24 protein-coding genes are annotated in these 25552 nt (G+C 68.9%); 8 read left to right on the plus strand and 16 right to left on the minus strand.

The window, feature by feature from the left end:
- Positions 1–366: 366 nt before the first annotated feature.
- From ACFXGJ_RS07560 to ACFXGJ_RS07570, 3 genes are all read left to right on the plus strand, one after another.
- Complete coding sequence (locus ACFXGJ_RS07560; protein WP_378617733.1) at positions 367–1092, plus strand: hypothetical protein; 726 nt, start codon at positions 367–369, stop codon at positions 1090–1092.
- A 227-nt stretch (positions 1093–1319) separates the two neighbouring features.
- Complete coding sequence (locus ACFXGJ_RS07565; RefSeq protein WP_378617734.1) at positions 1320–2081, plus strand: hypothetical protein; 762 nt, start codon at positions 1320–1322, stop codon at positions 2079–2081.
- 43 nt (positions 2082–2124) lie between these two features.
- The gene (locus tag ACFXGJ_RS07570) at positions 2125–2835 is read left to right on the plus strand and encodes a hypothetical protein (RefSeq protein WP_378617735.1); all 711 of its coding nucleotides are present in this window, start codon (positions 2125–2127) and stop codon (positions 2833–2835) included.
- A gap of 54 nt (positions 2836–2889) precedes the next feature.
- Here ACFXGJ_RS07570 and rsrA read toward each other — a convergent pair whose 3' ends face one another.
- Positions 2890–3171, minus strand: coding sequence for a mycothiol system anti-sigma-R factor (rsrA, locus tag ACFXGJ_RS07575; RefSeq protein ID WP_378617736.1), 282 nt, complete (start codon positions 3169–3171; stop codon positions 2890–2892).
- Positions 3168–3878, minus strand: a complete 711-nt coding sequence (locus ACFXGJ_RS07580; RefSeq protein WP_378617781.1) for a sigma-70 family RNA polymerase sigma factor — start codon at positions 3876–3878, stop codon at positions 3168–3170. Before ACFXGJ_RS07580 ends, rsrA begins: the two co-directional genes overlap by 4 nt.
- A gap of 191 nt (positions 3879–4069) precedes the next feature.
- Here ACFXGJ_RS07580 and ybaK point away from each other — a divergent pair, with 191 nt between their 5' ends.
- Positions 4070–4564: a Cys-tRNA(Pro) deacylase gene (gene ybaK / locus ACFXGJ_RS07585; protein WP_378617737.1), complete on the plus strand. Its 495-nt coding sequence runs from the start codon at positions 4070–4072 to the stop codon at positions 4562–4564.
- A 108-nt stretch (positions 4565–4672) separates the two neighbouring features.
- Positions 4673–5665 (plus strand): LLM class flavin-dependent oxidoreductase, encoded by a 993-nt coding sequence (locus tag ACFXGJ_RS07590; protein ID WP_378617738.1) that lies wholly within the window; start codon positions 4673–4675, stop codon positions 5663–5665.
- Here the strand turns inward: ACFXGJ_RS07590 and ACFXGJ_RS07595 are convergent.
- Positions 5652–6431, minus strand: a complete 780-nt coding sequence (locus ACFXGJ_RS07595; protein WP_378617739.1) for an SOS response-associated peptidase — start codon at positions 6429–6431, stop codon at positions 5652–5654. The two genes, ACFXGJ_RS07590 and ACFXGJ_RS07595, sit on opposite strands and share 14 nt — an antisense overlap.
- Before the next feature lie 47 nt (positions 6432–6478).
- On the opposite strand from ACFXGJ_RS07595, the gene aroA reads away from it, so the two are divergent.
- Together aroA and rsgA are read left to right on the plus strand one after the other, a co-directional pair.
- The gene (gene aroA, locus ACFXGJ_RS07600; RefSeq protein WP_378617740.1) at positions 6479–7774 is read left to right on the plus strand and encodes a 3-phosphoshikimate 1-carboxyvinyltransferase; all 1296 of its coding nucleotides are present in this window, start codon (positions 6479–6481) and stop codon (positions 7772–7774) included.
- Complete coding sequence (gene rsgA / locus ACFXGJ_RS07605; RefSeq protein ID WP_378617741.1) at positions 7735–8787, plus strand: ribosome small subunit-dependent GTPase A; 1053 nt, start codon at positions 7735–7737, stop codon at positions 8785–8787. The genes aroA and rsgA overlap by 40 nt, the downstream gene beginning before the upstream one ends.
- 334 nt (positions 8788–9121) lie before the next feature.
- Here the strand turns inward: rsgA and ACFXGJ_RS07610 are convergent, their stop codons facing one another.
- The 6 genes from ACFXGJ_RS07610 to ACFXGJ_RS07635 all read right to left on the minus strand — a co-directional run bounded on the left by ACFXGJ_RS07610 (position 9122) and on the right by ACFXGJ_RS07635 (position 15379).
- Positions 9122–10363 carry a fatty acid desaturase family protein gene (locus ACFXGJ_RS07610; RefSeq protein ID WP_378617742.1) on the minus strand — a complete coding sequence of 414 codons (1242 nt, stop codon included), beginning with the start codon at positions 10361–10363 and terminating at the stop codon, positions 9122–9124.
- A 92-nt stretch (positions 10364–10455) separates the two neighbouring features.
- On the minus strand, positions 10456–11697 hold the full coding sequence (locus tag ACFXGJ_RS07615; protein ID WP_378617743.1) for a fatty acid desaturase family protein: 1242 nt from the start codon (positions 11695–11697) through the stop codon (positions 10456–10458).
- Between the two features lie 104 nt (positions 11698–11801).
- Complete coding sequence (locus tag ACFXGJ_RS07620) at positions 11802–12917, minus strand: ferredoxin reductase (RefSeq protein WP_378617782.1); 1116 nt, start codon at positions 12915–12917, stop codon at positions 11802–11804.
- Between the two features lie 84 nt (positions 12918–13001).
- Positions 13002–13505 (minus strand): DUF6912 family protein, encoded by a 504-nt coding sequence (locus tag ACFXGJ_RS07625; RefSeq protein WP_378617744.1) that lies wholly within the window; start codon positions 13503–13505, stop codon positions 13002–13004.
- A 10-nt stretch (positions 13506–13515) separates the two neighbouring features.
- Positions 13516–14952, minus strand: a complete 1437-nt coding sequence (locus tag ACFXGJ_RS07630; RefSeq protein WP_378617745.1) for a wax ester/triacylglycerol synthase family O-acyltransferase — start codon at positions 14950–14952, stop codon at positions 13516–13518.
- 1 nt (position 14953) lies between these two features.
- Complete coding sequence (locus ACFXGJ_RS07635; RefSeq protein WP_378617746.1) at positions 14954–15379, minus strand: HAD-IA family hydrolase; 426 nt, start codon at positions 15377–15379, stop codon at positions 14954–14956.
- A 149-nt stretch (positions 15380–15528) separates the two neighbouring features.
- Here ACFXGJ_RS07635 and ACFXGJ_RS07640 point away from each other — a divergent pair, with 149 nt between their 5' ends.
- Positions 15529–16044, plus strand: a complete 516-nt coding sequence (locus tag ACFXGJ_RS07640) for an Rv3235 family protein (protein ID WP_378617747.1) — start codon at positions 15529–15531, stop codon at positions 16042–16044.
- Positions 16045–16056: 12 nt separating this feature from the next.
- Here the strand turns inward: ACFXGJ_RS07640 and secA are convergent, their stop codons facing one another.
- The 7 genes from secA to ACFXGJ_RS07675 all read right to left on the minus strand — a co-directional run bounded on the left by secA (position 16057) and on the right by ACFXGJ_RS07675 (position 25451).
- Complete coding sequence (gene secA / locus ACFXGJ_RS07645; RefSeq protein ID WP_378617748.1) at positions 16057–18846, minus strand: preprotein translocase subunit SecA; 2790 nt, start codon at positions 18844–18846, stop codon at positions 16057–16059.
- A 169-nt stretch (positions 18847–19015) separates the two neighbouring features.
- Entirely contained in the window at positions 19016–19684 is a 669-nt protein-coding gene (gene hpf, locus ACFXGJ_RS07650; RefSeq protein WP_378617749.1) for a ribosome hibernation-promoting factor, HPF/YfiA family, read from the minus strand.
- Positions 19685–19858: 174 nt separating this feature from the next.
- Positions 19859–20527, minus strand: a complete 669-nt coding sequence (locus ACFXGJ_RS07655) for a ComF family protein (RefSeq protein WP_378617750.1) — start codon at positions 20525–20527, stop codon at positions 19859–19861.
- Positions 20528–20559: 32 nt separating this feature from the next.
- Entirely contained in the window at positions 20560–22326 is a 1767-nt protein-coding gene (gene lpqB, locus ACFXGJ_RS07660) for an MtrAB system accessory lipoprotein LpqB (RefSeq protein ID WP_378617751.1), read from the minus strand.
- On the minus strand, positions 22323–24041 hold the full coding sequence (gene mtrB / locus ACFXGJ_RS07665) for an MtrAB system histidine kinase MtrB (RefSeq protein ID WP_378617783.1): 1719 nt from the start codon (positions 24039–24041) through the stop codon (positions 22323–22325). The genes lpqB and mtrB overlap by 4 nt, the downstream gene beginning before the upstream one ends.
- Before the next feature lie 14 nt (positions 24042–24055).
- On the minus strand, positions 24056–24733 hold the full coding sequence (mtrA, locus tag ACFXGJ_RS07670; protein ID WP_378422510.1) for an MtrAB system response regulator MtrA: 678 nt from the start codon (positions 24731–24733) through the stop codon (positions 24056–24058).
- Between the two features lie 76 nt (positions 24734–24809).
- Entirely contained in the window at positions 24810–25451 is a 642-nt protein-coding gene (locus ACFXGJ_RS07675) for a dTMP kinase (RefSeq protein WP_378617752.1), read from the minus strand.
- Positions 25452–25552 lie beyond the last annotated feature (101 nt).

Raw genomic sequence — 25552 nt, forward strand, 5'->3', positions numbered from 1 at the left:
TACACCGCCTATGTCCAGAACTCCGGTGTCACCGCCGACATCTCCGGGCTCGGCACCCAGAACTTCCCGTCGATGAAGGCCCAGACGCGCTGCGACGGGTGTGTTGGCTACGTCACGACCATCCCCTTCCCCGGCAGCTGACCTGTTACCTCACGACGAGGGCAACCCGAGAAATTCCGGGTTGCCCTCGTTGCGCGCGTCGAGCCAACGCTCACAAGCTCGGAATGCCGTTATACGCAACAGTTTTCGCATTATCCGGCGGAACCGGGCGGCCGTCCATACGATGACCGCACACGCGGTCGGGGGCCCGCACAGTGTCGACTCCCTCGACACGCGCGCCCAGTCGCCCACCTCGAACGGAGTCCCGTGTCCCGCTCATCAACACCCGCCCACCGCCTCGCCGCGGTCGCCACCACCTCCGCGCTGCTCGCCGCCGGCCTGCTGACCGGCACCGCAAGCGCAGGCGCGACCGGCAGCATCGAAAGCGTGACCGGCAGCAGCGGCGGCAGCGTCGACGTCTCCAACCTCGACCTGGTCGGTTCCGCTGAGCGCGTCATCGAGAACGGAAACGACCCCGACCTGCAGCGCTCGGACACCGCCACCGTCGACAACGTGACGATCACTCGCGAGGTTGTCGGCAAGAATGTGGGCTCGGGCGGCCTGCAGGTGACCTTCCGCACCACCTTCTCCACGACCGGGACCCCGGACCGCCTGATCACCCGGATCGACGACCAAGGGCCCAAATACACCGGGAGCCCCACGGCAAAGATCACCTACACCAAGGCGGACGGCGGCAGGACCACCGAGACGATCGCGTCCACCCTGGATTCCACGGGTGGATACGCGATAGGCGAATACGTGGCATCCGGAACCGGGTGGCCCATCACCGCGGCCGGCGACACCGTCGTCATCGAGGTCACCTACACCTGGTACGGAACCATGAGGCAGGAGTACACCGCCTATGTCCAGAACTCCGGTGTCACCGCCGACATCTCCGGGCTCGGCACCCAGAACTTCCCGTCGATGAAGGCCCAGACGCGCTGCGACGGGTGTGTTGGCTACGTCACGACCATCCCCTTCCCCGGCAGCTGACCTGTTACCTCACGACGAGGGCAACCCGAGAAATTCCGGGTTGCCCTCGTTGCGCGCGTCGAGCCAACGCTCACAAGCTCGGAATGCCGTTATACACAACAGTTTTCACTTTCTCCGGCGAAACCGGGCGGCCGTCCATACGATCACGGCATACGCGGCCGGGGGGGATACGCACAGTGTCGACTCCCCCGAGACGTGCCCCAATCGCCCGTCCCGAACGGAGTCCCGTGTCCCGCTCATCGACACCCGCCCACCGCCTCGCCGCGGTCGCCACCACCTCCGCGCTGCTCGCCGCCGGCCTGCTGACCGGCACCGCAAGCGCAGGCGCGACCGGCAGCATCGAAAGCGTGACAGGCAGCAGCGGCGGCAGCGTCGACGTCTCCAACCTCGACCTGGTCGGTTCCGCTGAGCGCGTCATCGAAAACGGAAACGACCCCGACCTGCAGCGCTCGGACACCGCCACCGTCGACAACGTGACGATCACCCGGGAGGTCGTCGGCAGGAACGTGGGCGGGGGCGGCCTGCAGGTGACCTTCCGCACCACCTTCTCCACAGCCGGGACCCCGGACCGCCTGATCACCCGGATCCAGGACCGAGGGCCCCGGTACACCAGCAGCCCCACGGCAAAGATCACCTACACCCAGACGGACGGCGGCAGGACCACCGAGACGATCACGGCCACGCCGGAGGTGGAGGGCAACTACGTGGAGCCGCAACTGCGGGGCAACTACGTGGCGTCCGGACCCGGGTGGCCCATCACCGCGGCCGGCGACACCGTCGTCATCGAGGTCACCTACAACTGGTACGGAACCATGAGGCAGGAATACACCGCCTATGTCCAGAACTCCGGTGTCACCGCCGACATCTCCGGGCTCGGCACCCAGAACTTCCCGTCGATGAAGGCCCAGACGCGCTGCGACGGGTGCGCCGGTTACACCATGAGCACTGACGAATTCCTCAAGATCTTCCTCGGCTCCTTCGGCAGCTGACCTGACGCCCACCCCCGACAATCCACCTCACTCAGGAGCACACGTGCCCCACACCCGTCGACACACCGTCGCACGCCTCGCCATCACGACCGCGGCCGCCGCACTGCTCGCCGCCGGCGTCACCGGCATCGCCGCCGCCCAATCCGCTGACGCAGTCGGATCCGTGGCCGCACCCGGCCACGACGCCTCCGCCACCCGCGCGACAACGACGCATGACAACCTCGCCGTCACCCACGAGGTCGTCGGGCCGAACATCGGATTCGTCGGCGACGAAATCCACTACCGCACAACCATCTCCGCAACCAATGGCCCCGCCCGGCAGGTCACCCAGATCCAGCAGGTCAACGAGACGCTCGACGTGTGCGGCATCCGCAAGTGGCAGCGTCCGGTTTCCGGGACCGTGACGTATACCAACCCGACAGGCGAACGCGTCTCCACACCGACGGACCCCTACAGGGGCGCCTCGGGCTCGTGGACTGTCGACCCCACCACCGGTTCCACCGTCGTCTACGACGCCGTCTACGAACTCCAGAATCCGAACCTCGGACCGGCCGTCGGATGCGGCCGAACGGCCGCCCCCGAAGAGCGCTCCGCCACCGGCGAGCCGGGAGTCAACCTCAACGCGCGCCTGATCGTCAGCGCCGACGGCGTCACCACCCTCGACTGGTCACCGACGGGCGTCACCGTGAGCTGTGCCGCCGGATGTCAGGTCCCCAGCCCCGCGGGCTCCGCCGAACTGTTCTTCGGGAGCTGAATGCCCAACGAGGGCCGTCCGGGAAGTCCCGGGCGGCCCTCGCCGTGCGTATGCCTAGTGGTCGGGATCGACCCGCGTGATGATCGTGGTGGTCCGCAGCTGGATCTTCAGCCGCTCCCGAAGCCCGTCCGGCGCGTGCTCCCCGCCGCACTTGCGGTTCACCAGCGACTTCACCTTCTCCTCGATGCCGTACGCCTCGAAGCAGGATCCGCAGTCCTCCATGTGCCGCCGCAGCCGGGCGCGCGTCGTGTCGTCGCACTCGTTGTCGAGCATCAGCCACACGTCCGCGATCACCGCGGAGCAGTCCAGCTGCTCGAACTCGTTCTGCTCGCTCACCGGGACGCCTCCTGCTGCTGAGCTGTGGACGCTGCCGCCGCGGCGCTCCGGTTGAATCCTCGTTCGCGTGCCACGTCGGCCAGCAACCCGCGCAGCTGCTTGCGGCCACGGTGCAGCCGCGACATCACGGTGCCGATCGGGGTGCCCATGATCTCGGCGATCTCCTTGTACGGGAAGCCCTCGACGTCGGCGTAGTACACCGCCATCCGGAACTCCTCCGGCAACTCCTGCAACGCCGCCTTGATGTCGTCGTCTGGCAGCGCGTCGAGGGCCTCGACCTCGGCCGACCGCAGACCCTGAGAGGTGTGCTCGGCCGTCGCGGCGAGCTGCCAGTCGGTGATCTCGTCGGTCGGGTACTGCGCCGGCTGACGCTGCTTCTTGCGGTACGAGTTGATGTAGGTGTTGGTCAGGATCCGGTACAGCCAGGCCTTGAGGTTCGTGCCCTCCTTGAAGGAGCGGAACGCCGAGTAGGCCTTGATGTAGGTCTCCTGGACCAGGTCCTCCGCGTCCGCGGGGTTGCGGGTCATGCGCAGAGCTGCGCCGTACAGCTGGTCCAGCAGTGGCAGCGCATCGCGCTCGAACCGCGCGGTCAGCTCGGTCGCCGACTCCGCTAGCTGCTGGTCTTCTGGCTCACGCCGGTCGTTAGGCACGCTGATCCCTTCAGTCGCCGTAGGGATCAAGGCTACCGCCACCCGTTCGACGGGGATGCGGTCAGCGGGGCGCTCGAGGCACTGCACCGACACCTACGACTCCTCTCGGTATGGACCAACGTGCTCGGTGCAACGCCGGGTCGCCGCCGAGTGTTCCCACGGACATGTCCCGAGTGTTCCCACGGACATGTCCCGAGTGTTCCCACGGACGTGTCACTGTGTGTTCCCTCGAAACTAGAGTCGTCGCCATGGCAGGCTCCGCAACCCCGGCAACGCAGGCACTCGTCAAGGGCAAGGTCGCGCACCGCGTGCACAGCTACGAGCACGACCCCACGAGCGCCTCGTACGGCACCGAGGCCGTGGACGCGCTGGCCGCCGACCTCGGCCTGGACGCCGCGCAGATCTTCAAGACGCTCGTCATCAAGACCGCCGACGGCAAGCTGGCGGTCGCGGTGCTGCCGGTCCCGGAGAAGCTCTCCCTCAAGGCCGCCGCCGCGGCGCTGGGGGCGGGCAAGGCGGTGATGGCCGACCAGGCGGAGGCGCAGCGGTCCACCGGCTACGTCCTCGGCGGCATCTCCCCGCTCGGCCAGCGCAAGAAGCTCCCGACCGTGATCGACGCGTCCGCCGCGAACTGGGACCGGATGCTCTGCAGCGCGGGCAGGCGCGGCCTCGAGATCGATCTCGATCCCGCCGACCTCGTCCGGTTGACCGGCGCGGTGCTCGCGCCCATCACCGCGGGCTGAGCCCGAAAGTCCGTGCACGGGGAATTACTTTCCGGCCACGGACTGTTGCACCACACAACGACTTGTCTCCACGAACGACTGTTGTCATCGAAAGAAGGCGGTACCACCGTGACGGTTCCACTCTCCATCCTCGATCTCGCCCACATCGGAGACGGGGAAACGGCCGCCGACAGCCTCCGCTCCAGCGTGGCGATGGCGCAGGCCGCCGAAGGGTGGGGATACGACCGCATCTGGTACGCCGAGCACCACAACATGCCGTCCATCGCCTCGTCGGCGACCAGCGTGCTCATCGCGCACGTCGCCGCGCACACCGAGCGAATCCGGCTGGGTGCGGGCGGCATCATGCTGCCCAATCACGCGCCCCTGACCATCGCCGAGCAGTTCGGCACCCTGGCCGAACTGCACCCCGGGCGGATCGACCTCGGTCTCGGTCGCGCGCCCGGCAGCGACCAGAAGACGATGCGGGCCTTGCGCCGCGACCCCAGCTCGGCGGAGTCCTTCCCGCAGGACGTGCTGGAACTGCAGGGCTACCTGACCGGACCGTCCCGCATCCCCGGCATCGAGGCGACGCCCGGCAAGGGCACCGACGTGCCGCTGTACATTCTCGGCTCCTCGCTGTTCGGGGCGAAGCTGGCCGCGATGCTGGGCCTGCCCTACGCGTTCGCGTCGCATTTCGCGCCCAACGCCCTGCACGACGCGATCGCGATCTACCGGCGCGAGTTCCGGCCGTCGGCGCAGCTGTCGGAGCCGTACGTGATCGCGGCCGCGAACGTCATCGCCGCGGACACCCAGGACGAGGCCGACCGGCTCTTCCTCGACGCCAAGCGCAAGCGGGTCGGGCTGTTCGTCGGCCGCGGGCGCACCTTCACCCCGGACGAGGCGGACCTGATCCTCGAGTCCCCCGCGGGCCAGCAGGTGCTGCAGATGGTCCGGTACTCGGCGGTCGGCACGCCCACCGTCGTACGCGACTACCTGGACCGGTTCGCCGAGCAGACCGGCGCCGACGAGCTGATGGTCGTCTCCTCGGCCACCGACCGGGCCGCCTGGTTGCGCTCGCTCGAACTCCTCGCCCAGGTCAGCGGGCTGGTCACAGCAGGCTGATCTGCTCGCCCACCGCCGACCCCGCGGGACCGGCCGGGGCGACCAGGTCGGGGCCGTCGTTGCGCACGCTGTTCACCCGGTCCGACACCCGCCGGATCTCGATTCCCGCGGCCACCTCGGCGGCCACCTGGCCGAGCAGTTCGGTCGGGGCGTCCGCATCGGGATCGAGCCACCGGTCCCAGTGCTCGGGGGTGAGCATCAGCGGCATCCGGTCGTGGATCGCCTGCAGCTCGCCGACCGAGTCCGTGGTGAGGATCGTGGCGCTGAGCAGCGGGCCGGCGTCCGCATCCCGGTCACGCCACACCGACCACAGGCCGGCCATGTACGGCCGGGAGCCGTCGGCCGGGGTCATGAAGTAGGGGACCTTCGCGGCCTTCCCCGCCCCGGCGGGCTCGGTCAGCCACTCGTACCAGCCGTCCATCGGGACCAGGCACCGTTTGGTCCTCAGCGCCGTCCGGAACGCGGGCTTGGTCGCCGCGGTGTCCGCGCGGGCGTTGAACAGCGGCGCCCCCTTGGCCGGCACGCCGGGTGCCCCCGCCTTGGTCCACGGCGGCACCAGCCCCCAGCGCATACGCCGAATCCGTCGCGCGGGCGCGTCGTCGGGATGCTCGCGCGAATGCCTGCTCACCACGGTCAGCACCGGGTCGGTCGGCGCGACGTTGTAGTTCTCGGTCGGCTCCCGCGGGCCGCTCACGGTCTCGTCGATCGCATCCAGCTCGACCGCCAGCAGGGCCGGGTCCACCGTCGTCGCGTATCTGCCGCACATACGACCATTGTGTGCCCCTGCACCGACACGTGCCGCGATGCGGGAAGATGGTGCACGTGAGTCTGTGGAGAGCGCCCCTCGCCGAATCGCCCGTGCACGCGACCGTGACCCTGCCGGGCTCGAAGTCGATCACGAACCGAGCCCTGATCCTCGCCGCGATCGCCGGGGGACCCTCCACCGTGACGGGGGCGCTGCGCAGCCGGGACACCGACCTGATGATCGACGCACTGCGCGCCCTCGGCGTCGGGATCGACGAGGTCGACGGCTCGCCGACCACGCTGCGGGTCACCCCCGGACCGCTCGGCGCGGCCACCGTGGACTGCGGCCTCGCCGGCACCGTGATGCGCTTCCTGCCGCCGGTCGCGGCGCTCGCGAACGGACTCGTCTCCTTCGACGGCGACGAGCAGGCGCGCACCCGGCCGCTCGGCACCATTCTCGAGGCACTGCGCGGACTCGGTGTCGGGATCGACGGCGACGGGCTCCCGTTCACGGTGACCGGCCACGGATCGGTCGCGGGCGGCGCCGTGACCATCGACGCCTCCGGCTCGTCGCAGTTCGTCTCCGGGCTGCTGCTCTCGGCGGCCCGTTTCGAACGCGGCGTGACCGTGCGCCACGACGGCGCGTCGGTACCGTCCATGCCGCACATCGACATGACGGTGGAGATGCTGCGCGAGGCCGGCGTGCGCGTGCAGACGCCGGCCGACGGGGATGCGAACACCTGGCAGGTCTGGCCCGGACCCGTCACCGCGGTGGACTGGGTGGTGGAGCCGGACCTGTCGAACGCGACGCCGTTCCTGTCCGCCGCCGCGGTCACCGCGGGCACGGTCAGTGTGCCGCTGTGGCCGTCGGCCACCACGCAGCCGGGGGACGCAATCAGGGATATCCTGACCCAGATGGGATGCGATGCGACCCTTCATGATTCACTGCTGACCGTCACCGGCGCCCGCACGCTACGCGGTATCGACGTAGACCTGCACGACGTCGGCGAGCTCACCCCCACCGTGGCGGCACTGGCCGCGCTCGCCGAGAGCCCCTCCGTCCTGCGCGGAATCGCGCACCTGCGTGGTCACGAAACGGACCGGCTCGCAGCACTTTCCACGGAGATCAACAACCTCGGCGGCGCCGTGACCGAGACCGACGACGGACTGCGGATCGAACCGCGGCCGCTCCATGGCGGCACCTGGCGCTCCTACGCCGACCACCGGATGGCGACCGCGGGCGCGATCCTCGGCCTCGTCGTCCCGGGCATCGACGTCGACGACGTCGGAACCACCGCGAAGACCCTGCCTGGGTTCGAAAAACTTTGGGAGACAATGCTGAGCCCGATCGGGGCATCCTCCTGACCGCCCGCCGGTACGACGAGTCCGACGTCCGGATCCGCCCGGGCAAGGGCTCGCGTCCGCGCACCAAGACCCGGCCCGAGCACAAGAGTGCCGAGTCCGCGATGGTGGTCTCGGTGGACCGTGGCCGCTGGGGATGCGTACTGGACGGCGACCCGGACCGTCCGGTGGTGGCCATGCGGGCCCGCGAGCTCGGCCGCACCCCGATCGTCGTCGGCGACCGCGTGGGAGTGGTCGGCGACGTCTCCGGCCGCACCGACACCCTCGCCCGGATCGTGCGGGTCGAGGACCGCACCACGGTGTTGCGCCGCACCGCCGACGACACCGATCCGTACGAGCGCATCGTGGTCGCCAATGCCTCGCAGCTGCTGATCGTGGTCGCGCTCGCGGACCCACCGCCGCGCACCGGATTCGTCGAGCGCGCACTGGTCGCGGCCTACGTCGGCGGCCTGAAACCCGTTCTGTGCCTGACCAAGGGCGATCTCGCCGACCACCAGGAGTTCGCGGCCGCGTTCGCCGACCTGGACGTGCCGGTGGTGCTCGCCGGTCAGGACGACGCGCTCGACGCGGTGCAGGCCATCCTCGCGGGCACCGTCACCGCACTCATCGGGCATTCCGGCGTCGGCAAGTCGACACTCGTGAATCGCCTTGTGCCCGATGCGGATCGGGCCACCGGCGTGGTGTCGGGTGTCGGCAAGGGCAGGCACACGTCCACCCAGTCGGTGGCGCTGCCGCTGCCGCCCCTGCCCGACCAGTCCGTGAATCTGCCCCGCGGATGGGTCGTGGACACGCCCGGCATCAGGTCCTTCGGGCTCGCCCACATCTCACCGGACGACGTGATGGGGGCGTTCACCGACCTCGCGGCGGCCATCGAGGACTGCCCCCGCGGATGCACCCATCTCGGCCCGCCTGCCGATCCCGAGTGCGCGCTGGACCGGCTCGAGGGAGAGGCCGCGCGCCGGGTCGCCGCGGTGCGCCTGCTGCTGGTCGCGCTGACGTCCAACGAGGCCTGGTAGCGCACCGCCCCGCGTCGTCACGGTCGGGTCACGTTCCACGATTCGCCGACTCCGACCCGCAATCGACGTGTTTACACTGTACGAGCTCAAATCTGATTCGAATCAGCTCACAGGTCACGACATCTCTCGTCACGACATAAGGAGTTCAGATGGGTAGCGCACAATTGATCATCGACGCCGGTTCCTCCGTCCTCGGCGACGTCATGAGCATCTTCAAGACCCTCATCAGCACCGGTTCGGCCATCGTCGGGTCGGCCGGCCAGTAGCGACACGACGCCGATGTGGGTGCCCCACCCGTCGGGGGCGGGGCACCCACGTCAGCGTCGGAGCTCGATCAGCGGGCGAGAAGTCCCCGCAGGCCACGGCGCTTCTTCGCCTCGCGGATGGCGGTTCGAAGACCACGGCTGCGGCCGGTTTCCGGGTCCACGGTCAGCACCGCCTCGCGGCCCTCCCACTTGCGCTCCGACGCGGTTTCGGGGGCGTCGTCGACGGTGTCGCGCAGGTACTTGTTCGGCAACGACAGTTTCGCGATGGTGCGCCACGACTTGCCGTACTGCACCAGCAGCGGACCAGTGGTGTACGGCAGGTCGTACTTGTCGCACAGCGCCCGCACCTTCACAGCGATCTCGGCGTACCGGTTCGACGGCAGGTCGGGGAAGATGTGGTGCTCGATCTGGTAGCTCAGGTTGCCGGTCATGAAGTCCATCACCCGGCCGCCCGAGATGTTCGCGCTGCCGAGCATCTGCCGCAGGTACCACTGCTCGTGCGTCTCGGCGTCGATGTCCGCCTTGGTGAACTTCTCGGCACCGTCCGGGAAGTGCCCGCAGAAGATGACCGCGTTGGTCCACACGTTGCGAATGATGTTCGCGGTGAAGTTCGCGGTGAGCGTGCTCTTCCAGGCCTTGCCGGTGAGCGCCGGGAACATCACGTAGTCCTTGAGCGCCTGCTTGCCGATCTTCTCGACCACCTCGTCACGCTTGACCTTGAACTCGGCCATGTCGACGCGACCCTTCGCGACCTTGCCGAGCTCGAGGTGCTGCGCGGCAATGCCCCACTCGAAGAACAGCGCGAGCAGCGCGTTCAACGGCACGTTCGCCATGTTGAACGGCTTCCAGCGCTGGTCGCGCGTGACCCGCAGCAGGCCGTATCCCACGTCGTCGTCCATGCCGAGGACGTTCGTGTACTTGTGATGGATGTAGTTGTGCGTCTGCTTCCAGTGCGCGGACGGTCCGACCACGTCCCACTCCCAGGCGCTCGAGTGCACCTCGGGATCGTTCATCCAGTCCCACTGGCCGTGCATGACGTTGTGGCCGAGCTCCATGTTCTCGATGATCTTCGACGTGCCGAGCAGGCCGGCGCCGAGCAGCCACAACGGGCGCTTACGGCTGCCGAAGAGCACGGCCCGACCGGCCACCTCGAGCGAGCGCTGCAGCCGGATGGTGTTGCGGAGGTACCGTGCGTCGCGTTCGCCCCGCGAGTCCTCGACGTCCCGGCGGATCGCGTCGAGCTCTCGACCGAGCGCCTCGACGTCCGCCTCGGTGAGGTGCGCGTACTCCTTGATGTCGGCGATTGCCATCGACTCTCCCGGACCTAGACGTTCCCGTACAGGGACCTACCGTACCGTAACTTACGACCCCGTAGGTTACGGTCGGGACATTGTGGTGCAGCTCACACCGGGAGGGGTCGACCGCGCTCGCGCATCCGACGCAGGGCCGATCGGAGACCGATCCGACGGCCGGTGGCCGGATCGACCCGCAGCGGGTTCACCGCGGGGTCACCGACGAGGAATTTACGCTCCGACGACGTTTCCGGGGCGTCATCCGAGGTCGCCTTCAGAAAACGGTCCGGCAGCGACAGCTTGTGAATCGTTCGCAACGCCAAGAGGTACTGCTTGCCCAACGATCCCGTCGTGTACGGCAGGTCGTACTTGTCGCACAGCGACCGGACCCGAACCGAGACCTCCCGCAACCGATTGCTCGGCAGATCGGGGAACAGGTGGTGCTCGATCTGGTAGCTGAGGTTTCCGCTCATGAACCCCATCACCCGGCCCGACTTGAAGTTGGCCGAGCCCAGCATCTGCCGCAGGTACCACTCCGGCTTGGTCTCGTTCCGGTACTGCTCGACGGTGAACTTCTCCGCACCGTCCGGGAAGTGTCCGCAGAAGATCACCGTGTAGGCCCACAGGTTGCGGGCCAGGTTCGCGGTCGCGTTCGCGGTCAGCGTGCTGCGCCACGCCGGACCGGTCAGCGCCGGGAACAGGACGTAGTCCTTGATCACCTGCCGCGCGATCTTGCGGGCGAAGTCCCGGTTGACCTCGGCAAGCTGGTCGTCGCCCCGCTCCCGCGCGGCGTCCTGCGTGATCTTCCAGTCATGCAGGGCGATACCCCACTCGAAGGCAGAGGCCAGCACGACGTTGGCGACGGGCTGCAGCAGGTTGATCGGACGCCACGGCACGTCGCGCGTCATTCGGATGATCCCGAACTGGACGTCCTCGTCCATCCCCACGATGTTGGTGTAGGTGTGGTGCGAGTAGTTGTGGGCCCGCTTCCACTGCGCGGACGGACCCGTCATGTCCCACTCCCAAGTGGTGGAGTGGATCTCCGGATCGTTCATCCAGTCCCACTGCCCGTGCACCACGTTGTGGCCGAGTTCCATGTTCTCGATGCACTTGGACAGCGCGAGCATGGCCGTTCCCGCGAGCCAGGCGGGACGGTACTTGCTCCCGAACAGCGTCAGCCTGCCGCCGAACTCGAGTGCGCGCTGCAGCCGGATGACGCCGCGGATGTACCGGGCGTCGCGCGCGCCGAGCGACTCCTCCACGTCGTGCCGAATCTCGTCGAGTTCGCGGCCGAGCGTGTCGATGTCCGACTGGGTCAGGTGGGAAAACTCTTTGATGTCCGTGATGGCCATCAGGGGCGGCCCTCCGTCGGGGCTAGATCAGATCACCGGGGAGGACACCGCGGCGCGTGAGAACAACGATAGACGAATTTCGGCTGGCGGCGGCGGGCCGCCGATCAGAGATCGAAGGTACAGTCGCCCGCAGCCGAGGAGATGCAGGTCTGCACGCGCTCCCCCTCCGAGTGCTCGCGCCCCGATCGCAGATCACGGATGTGACCCGAGACCAGCGGCACCACACACGTCTGGCAGATGCCCATCCGGCAGCCGAAGGGCATCTGCACGCCCAGCTTCTCGCCCGCCTCGAGCACCGTGGTCGCGCCGTCGATCTCGACCGACCGGCCGGACTTCGCGAAGGTGACGGTGCCACCCTGCCCGGACGTGTCCGCCCGTGAGATCGAGAACCGCTCGGTGTGCAGACGATCGGAGATCGCCGCGTCGGCCCACACCCGCTCGACCTCGTCGAGCATCTCCGCGGGCCCACACGCCCACGTCTGCCGCTCGCGCCAGTCCGGGTAGAGCTCGTCGAGGTCGGCCAGCTTGAACCGGCCGCCGGTGCGGGTGTGCTGGACGTGCGAGACGAAGTTCGGGTGCCGCTCGTGCAGCGCGAGCAGTTCCTCGCCGAACATCACGTCGTCGGCGGTCGGCGCGGAGTGCACGTGCACCACGTCGGGGAGTTCGTCGCGGCGCACCATCGCGCGCAACATCGCCATCACCGGGGTGATCCCGCTGCCGGCGGTGATGAAGAGGATCTTCGCGGGCGGCGGCTCGGGCAGCGAGAAGTTCCCCTGCGGCGCCGCGAGCCGGACGACGGTCCCCGAGGGGACGCCGTTGATCAGGTGGCTGGACAGCTGACCTTCCGGCATCGCCTTGACCGCGATGGTGATCAGCTTGTGCTCGCGGCTGGGCGGGGAGGTCAGAGAGTACGAGCGCCAGTGGAAGCGACCGTCGACGAGCAGGCCGATCCCGATGTACTGGCCGGGCTGGTAGTCGAAGTCGAAGCCCCAGCCCGGCTTGATCACCAGCGTCGCCGAGTCGGAGGTCTCCTTGCGGACCTCGACGACCTTGCCGCGCAGCTCTCGCGCCGACCACAGCGGATTCGCCAGATGCAGGAAGTCGTCCGGCAACAGCGGAGTGGTCACCCGGGTCACCGCCCCGCGCAGCATGTTCAAACTCGGCCGCCGGGGTGCCGACACATTCGCCGCCGGCGCCTCGAGCCACTTCCTCAGACCCATCAGATTCCCGTCCACTCACCTAGGTTACGGGACCGTAGGTTACCCGCAGGTGCACCGAGCTGTCACGCGGTCGGACGGAGAACTTCAGAGCAGTTCGAGCAGGAAGGGCAGTTCCTGCGTGGCGTACCAGGCGAGCTCGTGATCCTCGGCGTCGCCGAGCACGAACTCTGCATCCGCGTCGCCGAGATCGGCGGCGTCGATCGCCTCGGCCGCCCGCCCGATCGACTCCTCGGCCTCCGCGAGATCCACGTGCACGGAGGCGACGGCGGACAGGTCCAACGGCGCGCCCAGCCGCACCACCGCATCGTCGAGGTCGGGACGCAGCTTGACGTCCTCGACGTCGGCCGCGATCACCGCTCGGCGGCGCACGGGCGTCTCGCCCTCCCCCGATTCGGCGGCCAGCAGTCGCAGCGACGCGCGCGCCGCCTCGATCATCGCGACCTCCGCCAGCTCGTCGTCGTCACCGGAGGCGTACGCCTCGCGCAGTGCGGGAGTGACGGCAAAAGCGGTGCGGCTCACCGGATCCAGCTGCTGGTCTGCGACCAACCGCTGCAGCATCGCGATCGTCGCGGGCACGTAGACCCTCATGCACACCCCTTCACTTACTGGCATCCAACAGTTCCTCGAGCGCCTCGTACAGCAGCGACGCCACCACGTCGACATCGGACATCGCGTCCCGATCTCCGTTCAAACCGTAGTAGACGTGGCCGTCGTAGGACGTCAGCCCCACGCTGAGCGCCTGATTGCGCAGCAGCGGCGAGACCGGGTACATCTCCAGGAGCTTCGCATTGTCCAGGTACAGCGGGGTCCGCGGTCCCGGTGCATTCGTGATCACGAGGTTGAACATGCGCTGCGAGAGCCCGCTCGCGACCCGCAAACCCATCGCGTGCAACGTCGCCGGCGCCGTGCCCGACATCCGCACGAGGGTCTGCGCATTCACCGTCCGGTTCTGCTTGGCGTGCGCCTCCGACGCGTGCGCGATGTGCGAGAGCCGCACCACCGGATTGGGCTCTCCCACCGGCAGGTCGATCATCCACGAGTAGACCCGGCGCTCGGCGCTCTCGCGCATCGTCTCCCGTTCGGCGGGGTCCACCTCCGGGTCGAACGCCTCGTCCGTCCCCTCCCCCGTGACGTACACGGCGATCGGGACCAGGGCACGCACCGACGAGAACGCGATGACCGGTTCGCCGCGCGAGAGCAGCCAGTTGCGCAGCGCCCCGGTGAGCACCGCGAGGATCGCGTCGTTGACGGTGCAGCCGAACTTGGCGCGGATGGTCCGGTAGGCGTCGAGATCGGTCTTGACCGTCGCGAACCGGCGGTTGCGGGAGATGGTCGCGTTGAGCGGGGTCGACGGCGCCGTGGTGGCGGCGGTCCGGACCACGGCGGCGACGTTGCCGATCGCCTTGGTCGCCTCGCCCACCAGATCACCGAGCACCATCCGGATGGTGGCGGCTCCCTCGCTCGGGCGGGCGATCATCTCCGCGACCGCGTCGAGGACCAGTTCCGCCTCTCGGGGTTCGCGACCCGGCATCCACAGCTCCTCCGCGACCTCGCGCGGCTGCAGGCTCGGGTCGAGGATCACCTGGTTGATCTCGAGCGCCTTCGCCCCGTCCACCAACGAGGAGTGCGACTTGGTGAAGATCGCGATCCGGTTGTTCGCCAGACCCTCGACGAGATACATCTCCCACAGCGGCCGGGACCGGTCCAGCGGCCGGGACGTCAACCGCGCCACCAGGTCGTGCAACTGCTCGTCGGAGCCGGGTTTCGGCAGCGCCGACCGGCGCACGTGGTAGGTGATGTCGAAGTCGCGATCGTCCACCCAGACCGGTCGCGCGAGGCCGAACGCCACCTCGCGCACCCGCTGCCGGTACCGCGGCACCAGCGGCAGCCTGCGCTCGACGTGCGTGAGCAGGTCCTCGTAGTCGAGGCCGCCCTCCGGCGCCTCGAGGATCGCCAGCGACCCGAGGTGCATCGGCGTGGTGCTCGCCTCGAGAAAGTAGAACGATGCGTCCTGTGTGGTCAGCCTCGTCGCCATGTCAGTCCGTGCCCCCCATGCCCGCTTGCTCCAGATCGAAAAGAATGCCCAGCTCCCCCGCCGTGGTCTCCGGATCGACGTGACGGACGCCGACCATCCCCGCCACGACCGCACCCCGCACGTTCGCCACCAGGTCGTCGACGAACACACAGTCCCCGGGTTCCAGGTCGAGGCGCCGCGCGGTCAGCCGGAAGATCCGTGGATCGGGCTTGGCGAGTCCGACGTCGCCGGAGAGCACCACAGTGTCCACCAACCGGCCCTCGCCGAGTTCGCGCAGCCCCGCTGCCGCCGGCCCGCCCGGGTCGTTGCTCAGGATCGCGGTGCGCACGCCGCGCCGGCGGAGGTCCGTGAGAATCCCGGCCAGCAGGCGCCCGCCCGAGCCGGGTCCGGCCAGCACGCCGCCGAAGTCCATCACCAAGCCGCGCATGCGCCCAACCCTAGGGTGCGGCCTGGGCCGGCGCGAGATGAGGAGGCCGAAATCCGTGCGCGGACGGACAATTCGTGCAATCCTCGGCAGCAACGTCCGGCCTCTCCCCGGAAGACACGACCGAAGTCGATCGAGCACGGGAGAGAACTATGACCGGACCGCTTCCCTTCCGCGGCGGACTGTTCGTGACGGGCGCGCCGCCCGCTGAACCGCCGCTGGACACCCCGGCCACGCCCGGGGCGCCCAGGCCCGCGAGCCTGCACGCACCCCGCCGCTCCGCGCACGACGGCCGGTCCCCACGCCGCGCCGCGCCGGTGCAGGCGGTCGACCCCGCGGCGCTCCGGTTCGCCGAGACCGCACTGCGCATGACGCTCGAGGTGCTCGACAGGCGACGCCAGCCCGCGCAACTGCGCACACTGCTCGAGCCCGCCCCGATCGACCTGGTGGCCGCGCTCGCGAGGGCGGGGTCACCTGCGCGCCGGCTCGGCGTCGCGCAGCTGCAGCGGGTCCATCTGCGCCCGAGCGGACCCGACGTAGCCGAAGTGTTCGGCACCTACGCGCGCGGGAACCGGACGTTCGCGGTGGCGGGACGGGCCGAACGCAGACCAGCCGCCCCGAACGGATCTCGGGGCGGCTGGCTGATCACCTCACTGCAGCTGGGCTGAGCGTGGCCCGGTTCAGCGCTTGCGCTTGGACCGGCGCTCGCGTCGGCTGCCCGCACCGTCGCCCGCGGCGGCGCCGGGGCGCACCGCGGCGTTGCCGTCCTCGTTCGGCCCGGAGAAGGTCAGCCGGGTCTCGTCCTTCTGGTCGAGACCCTTCGCGCGCAGCGCGCTCGGCGCGGCGTTGCGTTCGGCCTCCGCCGCGGCCTGCTCGGTGGGCAGCGGCGCGGGAGCGGTGCGGGCCGCCGCGGCGGCCGCGGTCCAACCCGACTGCTCCTGCTCCGGCGCCGGCGCGGCCTCGACCTGCAGGTTGAACAGGAAGCCGACCGACTCCTCCTTGAGGCCCTCGAGCATGGCCGCAAACATGTCGAAGCCCTCGCGCTGGTACTCCACCAGCGGATCGCGCTGCGCCATCGCGCGCAGTCCGATGCCCTCCTTGAGGTAGTCCATCTCGTAGAGGTGCTCGCGCCACTTGCGGTCCAGCACGGACAGCAGCACGCGCCGTTCGAGCTCGCGCATGCCGTTCTCGCCGGCGATCGCGTCGATCTGCTCCTCGCGGGCGGCGTAGGCCGCCCGCACGTCGGCGAGCAGTGCCTCGCGCAGGTCGTCACGGGACAGGTCGCTGCGCTCACCGTCCGCGGTCTCGCCGGTCAGCTCCTGGTGGGTGACCCCTACCGGGTACAGCGTCTTGAGCGCCGTCCACAGCTGGTCGAGATCCCAGTCCTCCACGTAGCCCTCGGCGGTGGCGCCGTCGACGTAGGCGGTGACCACGTCGGTGATCATCTTCTCGACCTGGCCCTCCATGTCCTCGCCCGCGAGGATCTGGCGACGCTCGGCGTAGATGACCGTGCGCTGCTGGTTCATCACCTCGTCGTACTTGAGGACGTTCTTGCGGATCTCGAAGTTCTGCTGCTCGACCTGCGTCTGCGCACTCTTGATCGCCTTGGAGACCATCTTCGCTTCGATCGGCACGTCGTCGGGCAGGTTGAGCCGGGTCATGATGGACTCCAGCGCCGCACCGTTGAATCGCCGCATCAACTCGTCGCCGAGCGAGAGGTAGAAGCGGGACTCACCCGGATCGCCCTGACGGCCCGACCGGCCGCGCAGCTGGTTGTCGATGCGGCGGGACTCGTGCCGCTCCGTACCGAGGACGTACAGGCCGCCCGCCGACCGCACGTTCTCCGCGTCGGCCTTGACCTGCGTCTTGACCTCGTCGAGCGCGGGCTCCCAGGCGGCCTCGTACTCGTCCGGGGTCTCGACGGGATCCAGGCCCTGCTTGCGCAGGTGCAGGTCGGCGAGGATGTCGGGGTTGCCCCCGAGCACCACGTCGGTGCCGCGACCGGCCATGTTGGTGGCCACCGTGACCGCACCGGTGCGGCCGGCCTCGGCCACGATCGTGGCCTCCTGCTCGTGGAACTTGGCGTTGAGCACGTTGTGCGCGACGCCGCGCTTGGTGAACTGCTTGGACAGGTACTCCGAGCGTTCGACGCTGGTGGTACCGATCAGCACCGGCTGGCCCTTGGCGTGCCGCTCGACGACGTCGTCCACGACGGCGTCGAACTTCGCCTCCTCCGTCTTGTAGATCAGGTCGCCCTGGTCGACGCGCACCATCGGGCGGTTCGTCGGGATCGGGATGACACCGAGTCCGTAGGTCTGGTGCAGCTCGGCGGCCTCCGTCTCGGCGGTGCCGGTCATGCCGGAGAGCTTCTCGTAGAGGCGGAAGTAGTTCTGCAGGGTGATCGTGGCGAGCGTCTGGTTCTCGGCCTTGATCTCGACCCGCTCCTTGGCCTCGATCGCCTGGTGCATGCCCTCGTTGTAGCGCCTGCCGACCAGGATGCGACCGGTGAACTCGTCGACGATGATGACCTCGCCGTCTCGGACGATGTAGTCCTTGTCCTTCTGGTACAGCTCCTTGGCCTTGACGGCGTTGTTCAGGTAGCTCACCAGCGGCGAGTTCGCCGCCTCGTAGAGGTTGTCGATGCCGAGCTGGTCCTCGACCAGCTCGACGCCCGCCTCGTGCACACCGACCGTGCGCTTCTTGATGTCCACCTCGTAGTGCACGTCGCGCTTGAGCAGCGGTGCGATCCGCGCGAACTCGCCGTACCACTTCGAGGAGGCGTCGGCGGGGCCCGAGATGATCAGCGGGGTGCGGGCCTCGTCGATGAGGATCGAGTCGACCTCGTCGACGATCGCGAAGGCGTGCCCGCGCTGGACCAGGTCCTCGAGCGAGTGCGTCATGTTGTCGCGCAGGTAGTCGAAGCCGAACTCGTTGTTCGTTCCGTACGTGATGTCGGCGGCGTACGCGACGCGACGCTCGGCGGGGGTCTGCCCCGACAGAATCACGCTGGTGTCGAGATCGAGGAAGCGGTGCACGCGCCCCATCCACTCGGAGTCACGCTTGGCCAGGTAGTCGTTGACCGTCACCACGTGGACGCCGTCGCCGGCGATGGCGTTGAGGTAAGCGGGCAAGACACAGGTCAGGGTCTTGCCCTCACCGGTCTTCATCTCCGCCACATTGCCGAAGTGCAGGGCCGCACCGCCCATGATCTGCACGATGTAGTGCTTCTGACCGAGCACCCGCCAGGACGCCTCGCGAGCCACCGCGAACGCCTCGGGCAGCAGCTCGTCGAGCGACTCGCCGCCCGCGTAGCGCTCCTTGAACTCCGCCGTCTTCGCGTGGAGCTGCTGGTCGGTCAGTGCCTCGTACTCGGGCGACATGGAATCGACGTGCTCAGCGATGTTTTTGAGCCGCTTGACCATGCGACCTTCACCAACACGGAGCAGCTTGGACAGTGACAGCGACGGCACGGGCTTGAACGTCCTCAATCTCGGCGGGCAGGTGACTTCACGGTAGATCCGGCTGCATTCACAGTAGATCCGGCCGAGGGAGGTTATCCCCCGGCCGGATCCCATGGTAGGCGTTGCGTCGATTCACCGAGTGGATCGACCGGCCCAATCTTGTTTCAGACCTTCCGGCTCACGCCAGCCGGATCAGGCCGTAGTCGAATGCGTGCCTCCTGTAGACGACGGAGGGGCGATCGGTCTCCTTGTCCTGGAACAGGAAGAAATCGTGTCCCACCAGTTCCATCTCGTAGAGAGCGTCGTCGACGGCCATCGGCACAGCCGAGTGGACCTTGGTCCGGACGATCCGGCCGGGACCCTCGTCGTGTTCGGGTTCCAGCGAGATGTCGGGCGAGATACCGAGGGAGTCGTCTGCGGCCAGCGCTGCGGTCGCCTCGGCCACGGATACCGGCGTCTTGTCGCCGTAGTGCACTCGCCGCCGATCCTTGGTGCGTCGGAGCCTGCTCTCGAGCTTCGCGGTGACGCTCTCGAACGCAGCGTAGAAGCTGTCGGCGGAGGCCTCTGCACGAACAACGGGGCCCTTGCCCCTCGCGGTGATCTCCACACACTGGCAGTTCTTCGCCTGGCGCCGGTTGCGCTCGTGCTGGAGTTCGACATCGAAGTGGTAGATCGTGGGATCGAATCGCTCGAGTCGGGCGAGCTTCTCTGCTACGTAGACCCGAAAATGATCGGGAACCTCGACATTGCGGCCCTTCACCACGATCTCGGAACGTGGGGCGTCAGATTGTCCGGTGGTTTCTGCAGCGTCTTCGATGAAAACAGAGGCTGTTGAAGGGGTCGTCACGCGTACCTCCCGGTTACGGCCGAGCCACTAGATGACTTGCGGCGGATGAGCTACGCCGGGAAGGGGACCGCCCGGCGCCTGGGTTCGGAACTATCACCTCCCACCCGTTTCGTCGGCTGTGTTGGCGACGCTAGTACGAGTTCGACGCGAGTGCCAGCATTCGCGCCGATTGCGTCATGCGGCGGCGATCACAAGCACCGCGTCGACCCGAACTTCCCGGCCGGCGAGCGCGCGAACGGACTCCGCGGCGGTGGCGCCGGTGGTGAGCACGTCGTCGATCAGCACCACACAATCGGACCGGCCGGTTCCCTCCACCGGCGCGACCAGGATCCGCCGGGACACGTTCTCGACACGGGCTCGCGCGGACAATCCCACTGAATCACGCACTCCCCGAGCATATTTCAGCACCGGTGCGACACGAACCGGTTCGGGCGCGAGCACGTCGGCAGCGACGCGGACGGCCCGCGCGACCGGATCGCCACCGCGCGAGCGGGCCGCACGCGCCCGGGTCGGCGCGGGCACCAGGGTCAGCACCGCCAGCTCCGGCAGATCGATCTCGCCCCGCTCCCGCAACCGGGTCAGCGCGAGCGCGAACGCCTCCCCCAGCGGCCGGGCCAGGTCCCGCCTGCCGCGTTCCTTCGCGGCGAGCACTGCCGTTCGGCGGGCTCCCGAGTAACCCCCGACCGCCCACGCGGGCACCCCCGGATCGACCCTCGGCGTGAGCCGCACCGGACCGTCCGCCAACTCCGCACCGCAACGTGGGCACCAGAGGGTCCCCGGCGCCGCGCAACCGCCGCACTCGCGTGGCAGGACCAGATCCGTCAGCGCCCCCAGCACCCCCATGCCCGCATTGTGCGTCAGCGCACCGACACCGTTCAGCCGGGCAGGACCGGAATCGCCTTCACGCCGGTCAGCCCGGGCACCTCACGCCAGTATCGATCCCCGGCCGGGTCGTTGTTGTTGAGCTGGAACACCGCGCGGGTGTCGGCGACGAACGCGGTGGTGGCCGAGGCGTCCACCGACGTCACCGGCGGTGTCAGGTTGCGGCTGGGCAGCGCGTCCATCCGCGAGCCGTCCACCGCGACCGTCACCACCGGGATGTCCGAGGCTGCCCGGGCGACGACGATCGAGTCGCCGCTGCTCCAGTCGAGCGAGACCGCGGGGCTGCCGAGCCCGTTCGCGACGGGTCGCGGGCTGCCGAGCGCGTACGTGCCGTCCGGACGATGCCGCACGGTCACCACGTAGACCTTGCCGTCCACGATCGTCGCGGCCCGCACGCCGTCGCGGGAGAGGCGGAGTTCGGAGATGTTCGCGCCGAGCGAGGCGAGCTCGGCGGTGTCCACCGGGGTGTTGACCAACTGACCCGATTCCGCGTCCCGGGCGGCGCGGATCACCTTCGAGCCGTCCATCACGGTCCACACCGAGTTGTCCCCGACGGACCAGGTCGGCCGGGTCATCGTGACTCCCTCGGCGATCGGGCTGGCGAAGCCCTCGATCGGCCCCACCATCAGCGCACTCGCGGCGTCGGGCGCCGAACGGCCGGTGTCGGTGACCGCGGCGGCCAGTCTTCCGTCCCGCGACAGTGCGACCGTCTTGATGTTCGCGGCGGTCCCGAAGAAGCCCGGCATCGAGGCGATCCCGGTGTCGGTGACGGACACGAGAGCGCCGTTGGCGAGCGCGTGCAGGCCGACCGCCGCACCCGCGGACGCCATCGGGTTCGTCGACGACACGTCGGCCGTCGTCCAGCCGTTGGGTAGCCGATCGTCGAGCGGTTTTCCGTCTCCGAGCAGCACGTACGGTCCGGAGATCTCCGCATTCGCCAGCGTCCACACCACCTGGGCGGCCAACTGGTCCCGGGTCGCCTGATCGAGCGCGGACGCACCCTGGAAGTCGATCCGCAGGCCGCCGAAGCCGACCCCGACGCCGGCACTGCGACCGTCCGCCTTGGTGATCGGGCCCTTCACCGACACCCTGCCGGCCGGGTTGGAGACGGCGCCCGCCAGCGACTGCTTGGGCCCGGCGATCAGCATGTCGATCAGCTGCGCGGGCATGTCCTGCTGGGCCGCGGTGATCCAGCGCAGGTCGGGCACGACGGTGCTGCCCGACGGGTCGAGGAAGTACAGCGACTTGCGCTGGTATGTCTTGAGGAACTGCGGACGGTCCAGGATGACCCCCGCCGGCAACTCGTCGATCCGCCACTGACCGTCGACCCGGGTCAGTCGCACCTTCGCCTCGAAGTTGCCCTCGACCGCCTGGTAGACACCGCCGGGTTCGAGCTCTCCGACCCGGTTGGCGCGGATCGTGTACGTCGCATGGTCGCCGTTGCGGGACTCGGGCAGCACGTCCACCTTGTCGACGATCGTCGTGCTCGCCGCGTCGTCCCAGCTGTTCGAGGCGCGCTGGGTGAGGAACTGGCGAGCGGCCGTGTGCCCACCGGCCGGGTCCGTGCTGGCGCCGAAGAAGTCCCGCAGCAGCAGGTCGGGTTCGCGCCCCGGGGACGGCGCCGGGACACTCGTGACCACCGGTTCCTTCGCGATGGTGCCGATCGCCTGCGGGGTCGACGACTCGGGCACGCTCGCGCACCCGCCCAGCAGCACCGCGGCGCCGAGCGCGAATGCGGTGACGGCATGTCGCCGCCTCACGGCCTACGCTCCCGCAGGATCGGCACACTGCTGGTCTCGTCCGGGTCGAGCGCCTCGCTCTGCTCGGCGTGCCCGCTGTGCGGACGTTCCGCGCCGGGCAACGGTCGACCCTGCACGTGCTTGACGCTCGGCGGTCGCAGCGGCAGCGGGCTGCTGGTCACCTTGTGACCGCGCACCAGCGGCAGCGTCAACCGGAAGCAGGCCCCCTCGCCCGGCTCGCCCCAGGCGTCGAGCCGGCCGTCGTGCAGTCGCGCGTCCTCCACGCTGATCGCGAGCCCGAGACCGGTGCCGCCCGACCGTCGCACCCGCGACGGATCCGACCGCCAGAACCTGTTGAACACCAGCTTCTCCTCGCCGGGACGCAGACCGATGCCCTGGTCGCGGACGATGAACGCCGCGGCGTCCTCGTCCGCACGCAGCCGCAGCAGCACCGGCTTGCCCTCGCCGTGGTCGATCGCGTTCGCCAGCAGGTTCCGCAGGATGCGCTCCACCCGGCGGGGATCGACGGTCGCCATCACCGGCTCCTCGGGCAGGTCCAGAATCAGCTCGGTACCCGACTCCCGAGCCAGGTGCCGGATGGTCGACACTGCCGCGCGGGCACTCATCCGCAGGTCCAGCTTCTCCGCGGCGAGTTCGGCCACACCCGCGTCGTGACGGCTGATCTCGAGCAGGTCCGCGAGCAGGGTCTCGAACCTGTCCAGCTCGGCGACCAACAGTTCCGAGGACCGCCGCATCGCGGGATCGAGCTCCGCACTGCCGTCGTGAATCAGATCGGCAGCCATCCTGACCGTGGTCAGCGGGGTGCGCAGTTCGTGGCTCACGTCCGAGGTGAACCGCTTCTGCAGGTTGCCGAACTCCTCGAGCTGGGCAATCTGCTTGGACAGCGACTCGGCCATGTCGTTGAACGACATCGCCAACCTGGCCATGTCGTCCTCGCCGCGTACGGGCATCCGTTCGCGGAGCTTGCCCTCGGCGAAGCGTTCCGCGATCCGGGAGGCCGAACGGATCGGGAGCACCACCTGCCGCGCGACGACCACCGAGATCGCGGCGAGGAGCACCAGCAGCACCGCCCCGCCGATGAGCAGGGTGCCGCGCATCAGCGACAGGCTGCGGTCCTCACTCGCGAGCGGGAAGACCAGGTAGAGCTCGAGGTTCGGCACCTCCGACGAGGTCGGGCTACCGACGATCAGCGCCGGGCCCGTGTAGCCGTCGGGGTCCGAGACGGTGGCGAACTGGTAGCTCACCTGTCCGTTGTGGACGAAGTCGCGAAGGTTCCGCGGGATCTGGTCGATCGGGCCCGCGCTCGCGTCCCCCTTCGGCGGGTCGCCTCGCACCACCAGCACCGAGTCGAAGGTCCCGGCCGCACCCGACGCCGGGCCGGCGTCGTCAGTCCGATTGGTCAGCGACGCCCGGGCCCCCGCGAGGCGGGTGCTCAGTGAGGTGCTGTCGTCGGAACCGGCGAGCTCGCTCTGCACCGTGCCACGCGCGCGGTCCATCTCCTCGGTGGCGGCACTGATCTTGGCCTCGAGAAGTCGATCGGTGATCTGGCTGGTCAGCACCACACCGAGGATCGTGATGACGACGAGCGAGAGCGACAGCGTCGAAACGACGACACGCAACTGCAGCGAACGGCGCCACAGATGTGCGAGTGCGCGGCTCATGTTCCGGAACCGGCGCAGCAGCGGCGTGAAGGTCCCGTTGATCTTGCGCCGCATGCGGGTGGATCGGATCACGGCGGTCCGGCCTTGTAGCCGACCCCCCTGACCGTGAGTACCACTTGGGGATTCTCCGGGTCAGTCTCCACCTTGGCGCGCAGTCGCTGGACGTGCACGTTGACCAGGCGGGTGTCGGCGGCGTGACGATAGCCCCACACCTGCTCGAGCAGCACCTCGCGGGTGAACACCTGACGAGGCTTGCGGGCGAGCGCCACCAGCAGGTCGAACTCGAGCGGGGTCAGCGAGATCAGCTGACCGTCGCGGGTGACCTTGTGCGCCGGCACGTCGATCACGATGTCGGCGATGGACAGCAGTTCGGCGGGCTCGTCCTCGGTGCGGCGCAGCCGGGCGCGCACTCGGGCGACGAGTTCCTTCGGCTTGAACGGCTTCATCACGTAGTCGTCGGCCCCGGACTCGAGCCCGAGCACCACGTCGACGGTGTCGGTCTTGGCCGTCAGCATCACGATCGGCACACCGGAATCCTGGCGAAGCACCCGGCAGACGTCGATGCCGTTCATTCCGGGGAGCATCAGGTCGAGCAGCACCAGATCCGGACGGATCTCACGGACCGCGGTGAGCGCCTGCGTGCCGTCTCCCACGACGTAGGGATCGAATCCCTCGCCGCGGAGCACGATGGTGAGCATCTCGGCGAGCGCCGTGTCGTCGTCGACAACCAGAATGCGTGGCTTCATGTCCCTATCGTGTCATCTTCGGACCCCGGAACCCCGTCGTTACGGGCGCTCCGGTGGCGTGTCGCGATGGTCGCGTTCACTTCCACTGTGCCAGAGCGAGGGCTAGTTGCGCCGCATCCTCGTCCGGTGTCAGCACCTTCCACGGCGACATCCAGCTGGTTCGGGCCAGTTCCCGGTACACCTCACCGGTGCGGGTCTGGAGGTCGGAGTCGCGCTCGAACGCGTCGAGTTCCCTGCTCGCGTCCTGAATCTCGCGGGACCGGGCACGCGCCCGGGCCAGCTCGACCGGGACGTCGAGCAGCAGTTGCAGCCCGGGACGAGGCACGCCCAGCCGGTCGAACTCGAGCGCCTGGACCCAGTGCACGAAGTCCCCGCCTGCGCCCTGCCGCATCCGCGCCGCGCCGTAGGCCGCGTTGGACGCGACGTACCGGTCGAGGAGAACGATGTCGTTGACGGACAGCAGCTGCCTCAGCTCGTCCGCCGCGAACCCGCGATCCAACGCGAACATCGACGCCATGCCGTACACCGAGTCGGCGAGGTCCCCGTTCGACCCCTTCAACGCCTCGGCCGCGAGGTCCGCGTGAATCGAGTTGCCGTAGCGGGGAAAGGCGCGGACGGCGATGCGGACGCCCGACGACTCGAGCTCGGTGACGAGCTTGTCGACGAGCGTCCGCTTCCCGGCGCCGTCCAGACCTTCCAGCGCGATGAGTGTGCCCACGCCGGGCAGTCTAGGCGGCGTCGACTCGGGTGCTTCGGGTCCGGCCGGCCGAGAACGCGACGGCACCGATCCGGCCACTCCGGCGGACCGGCCGAGCGCGG

It is taken from the genome of Rhodococcus sp. NPDC059234, assembly GCF_042754225.1.
Taxonomy (GTDB): Bacteria; Actinomycetota; Actinomycetes; order Mycobacteriales; family Mycobacteriaceae; genus Rhodococcus_G.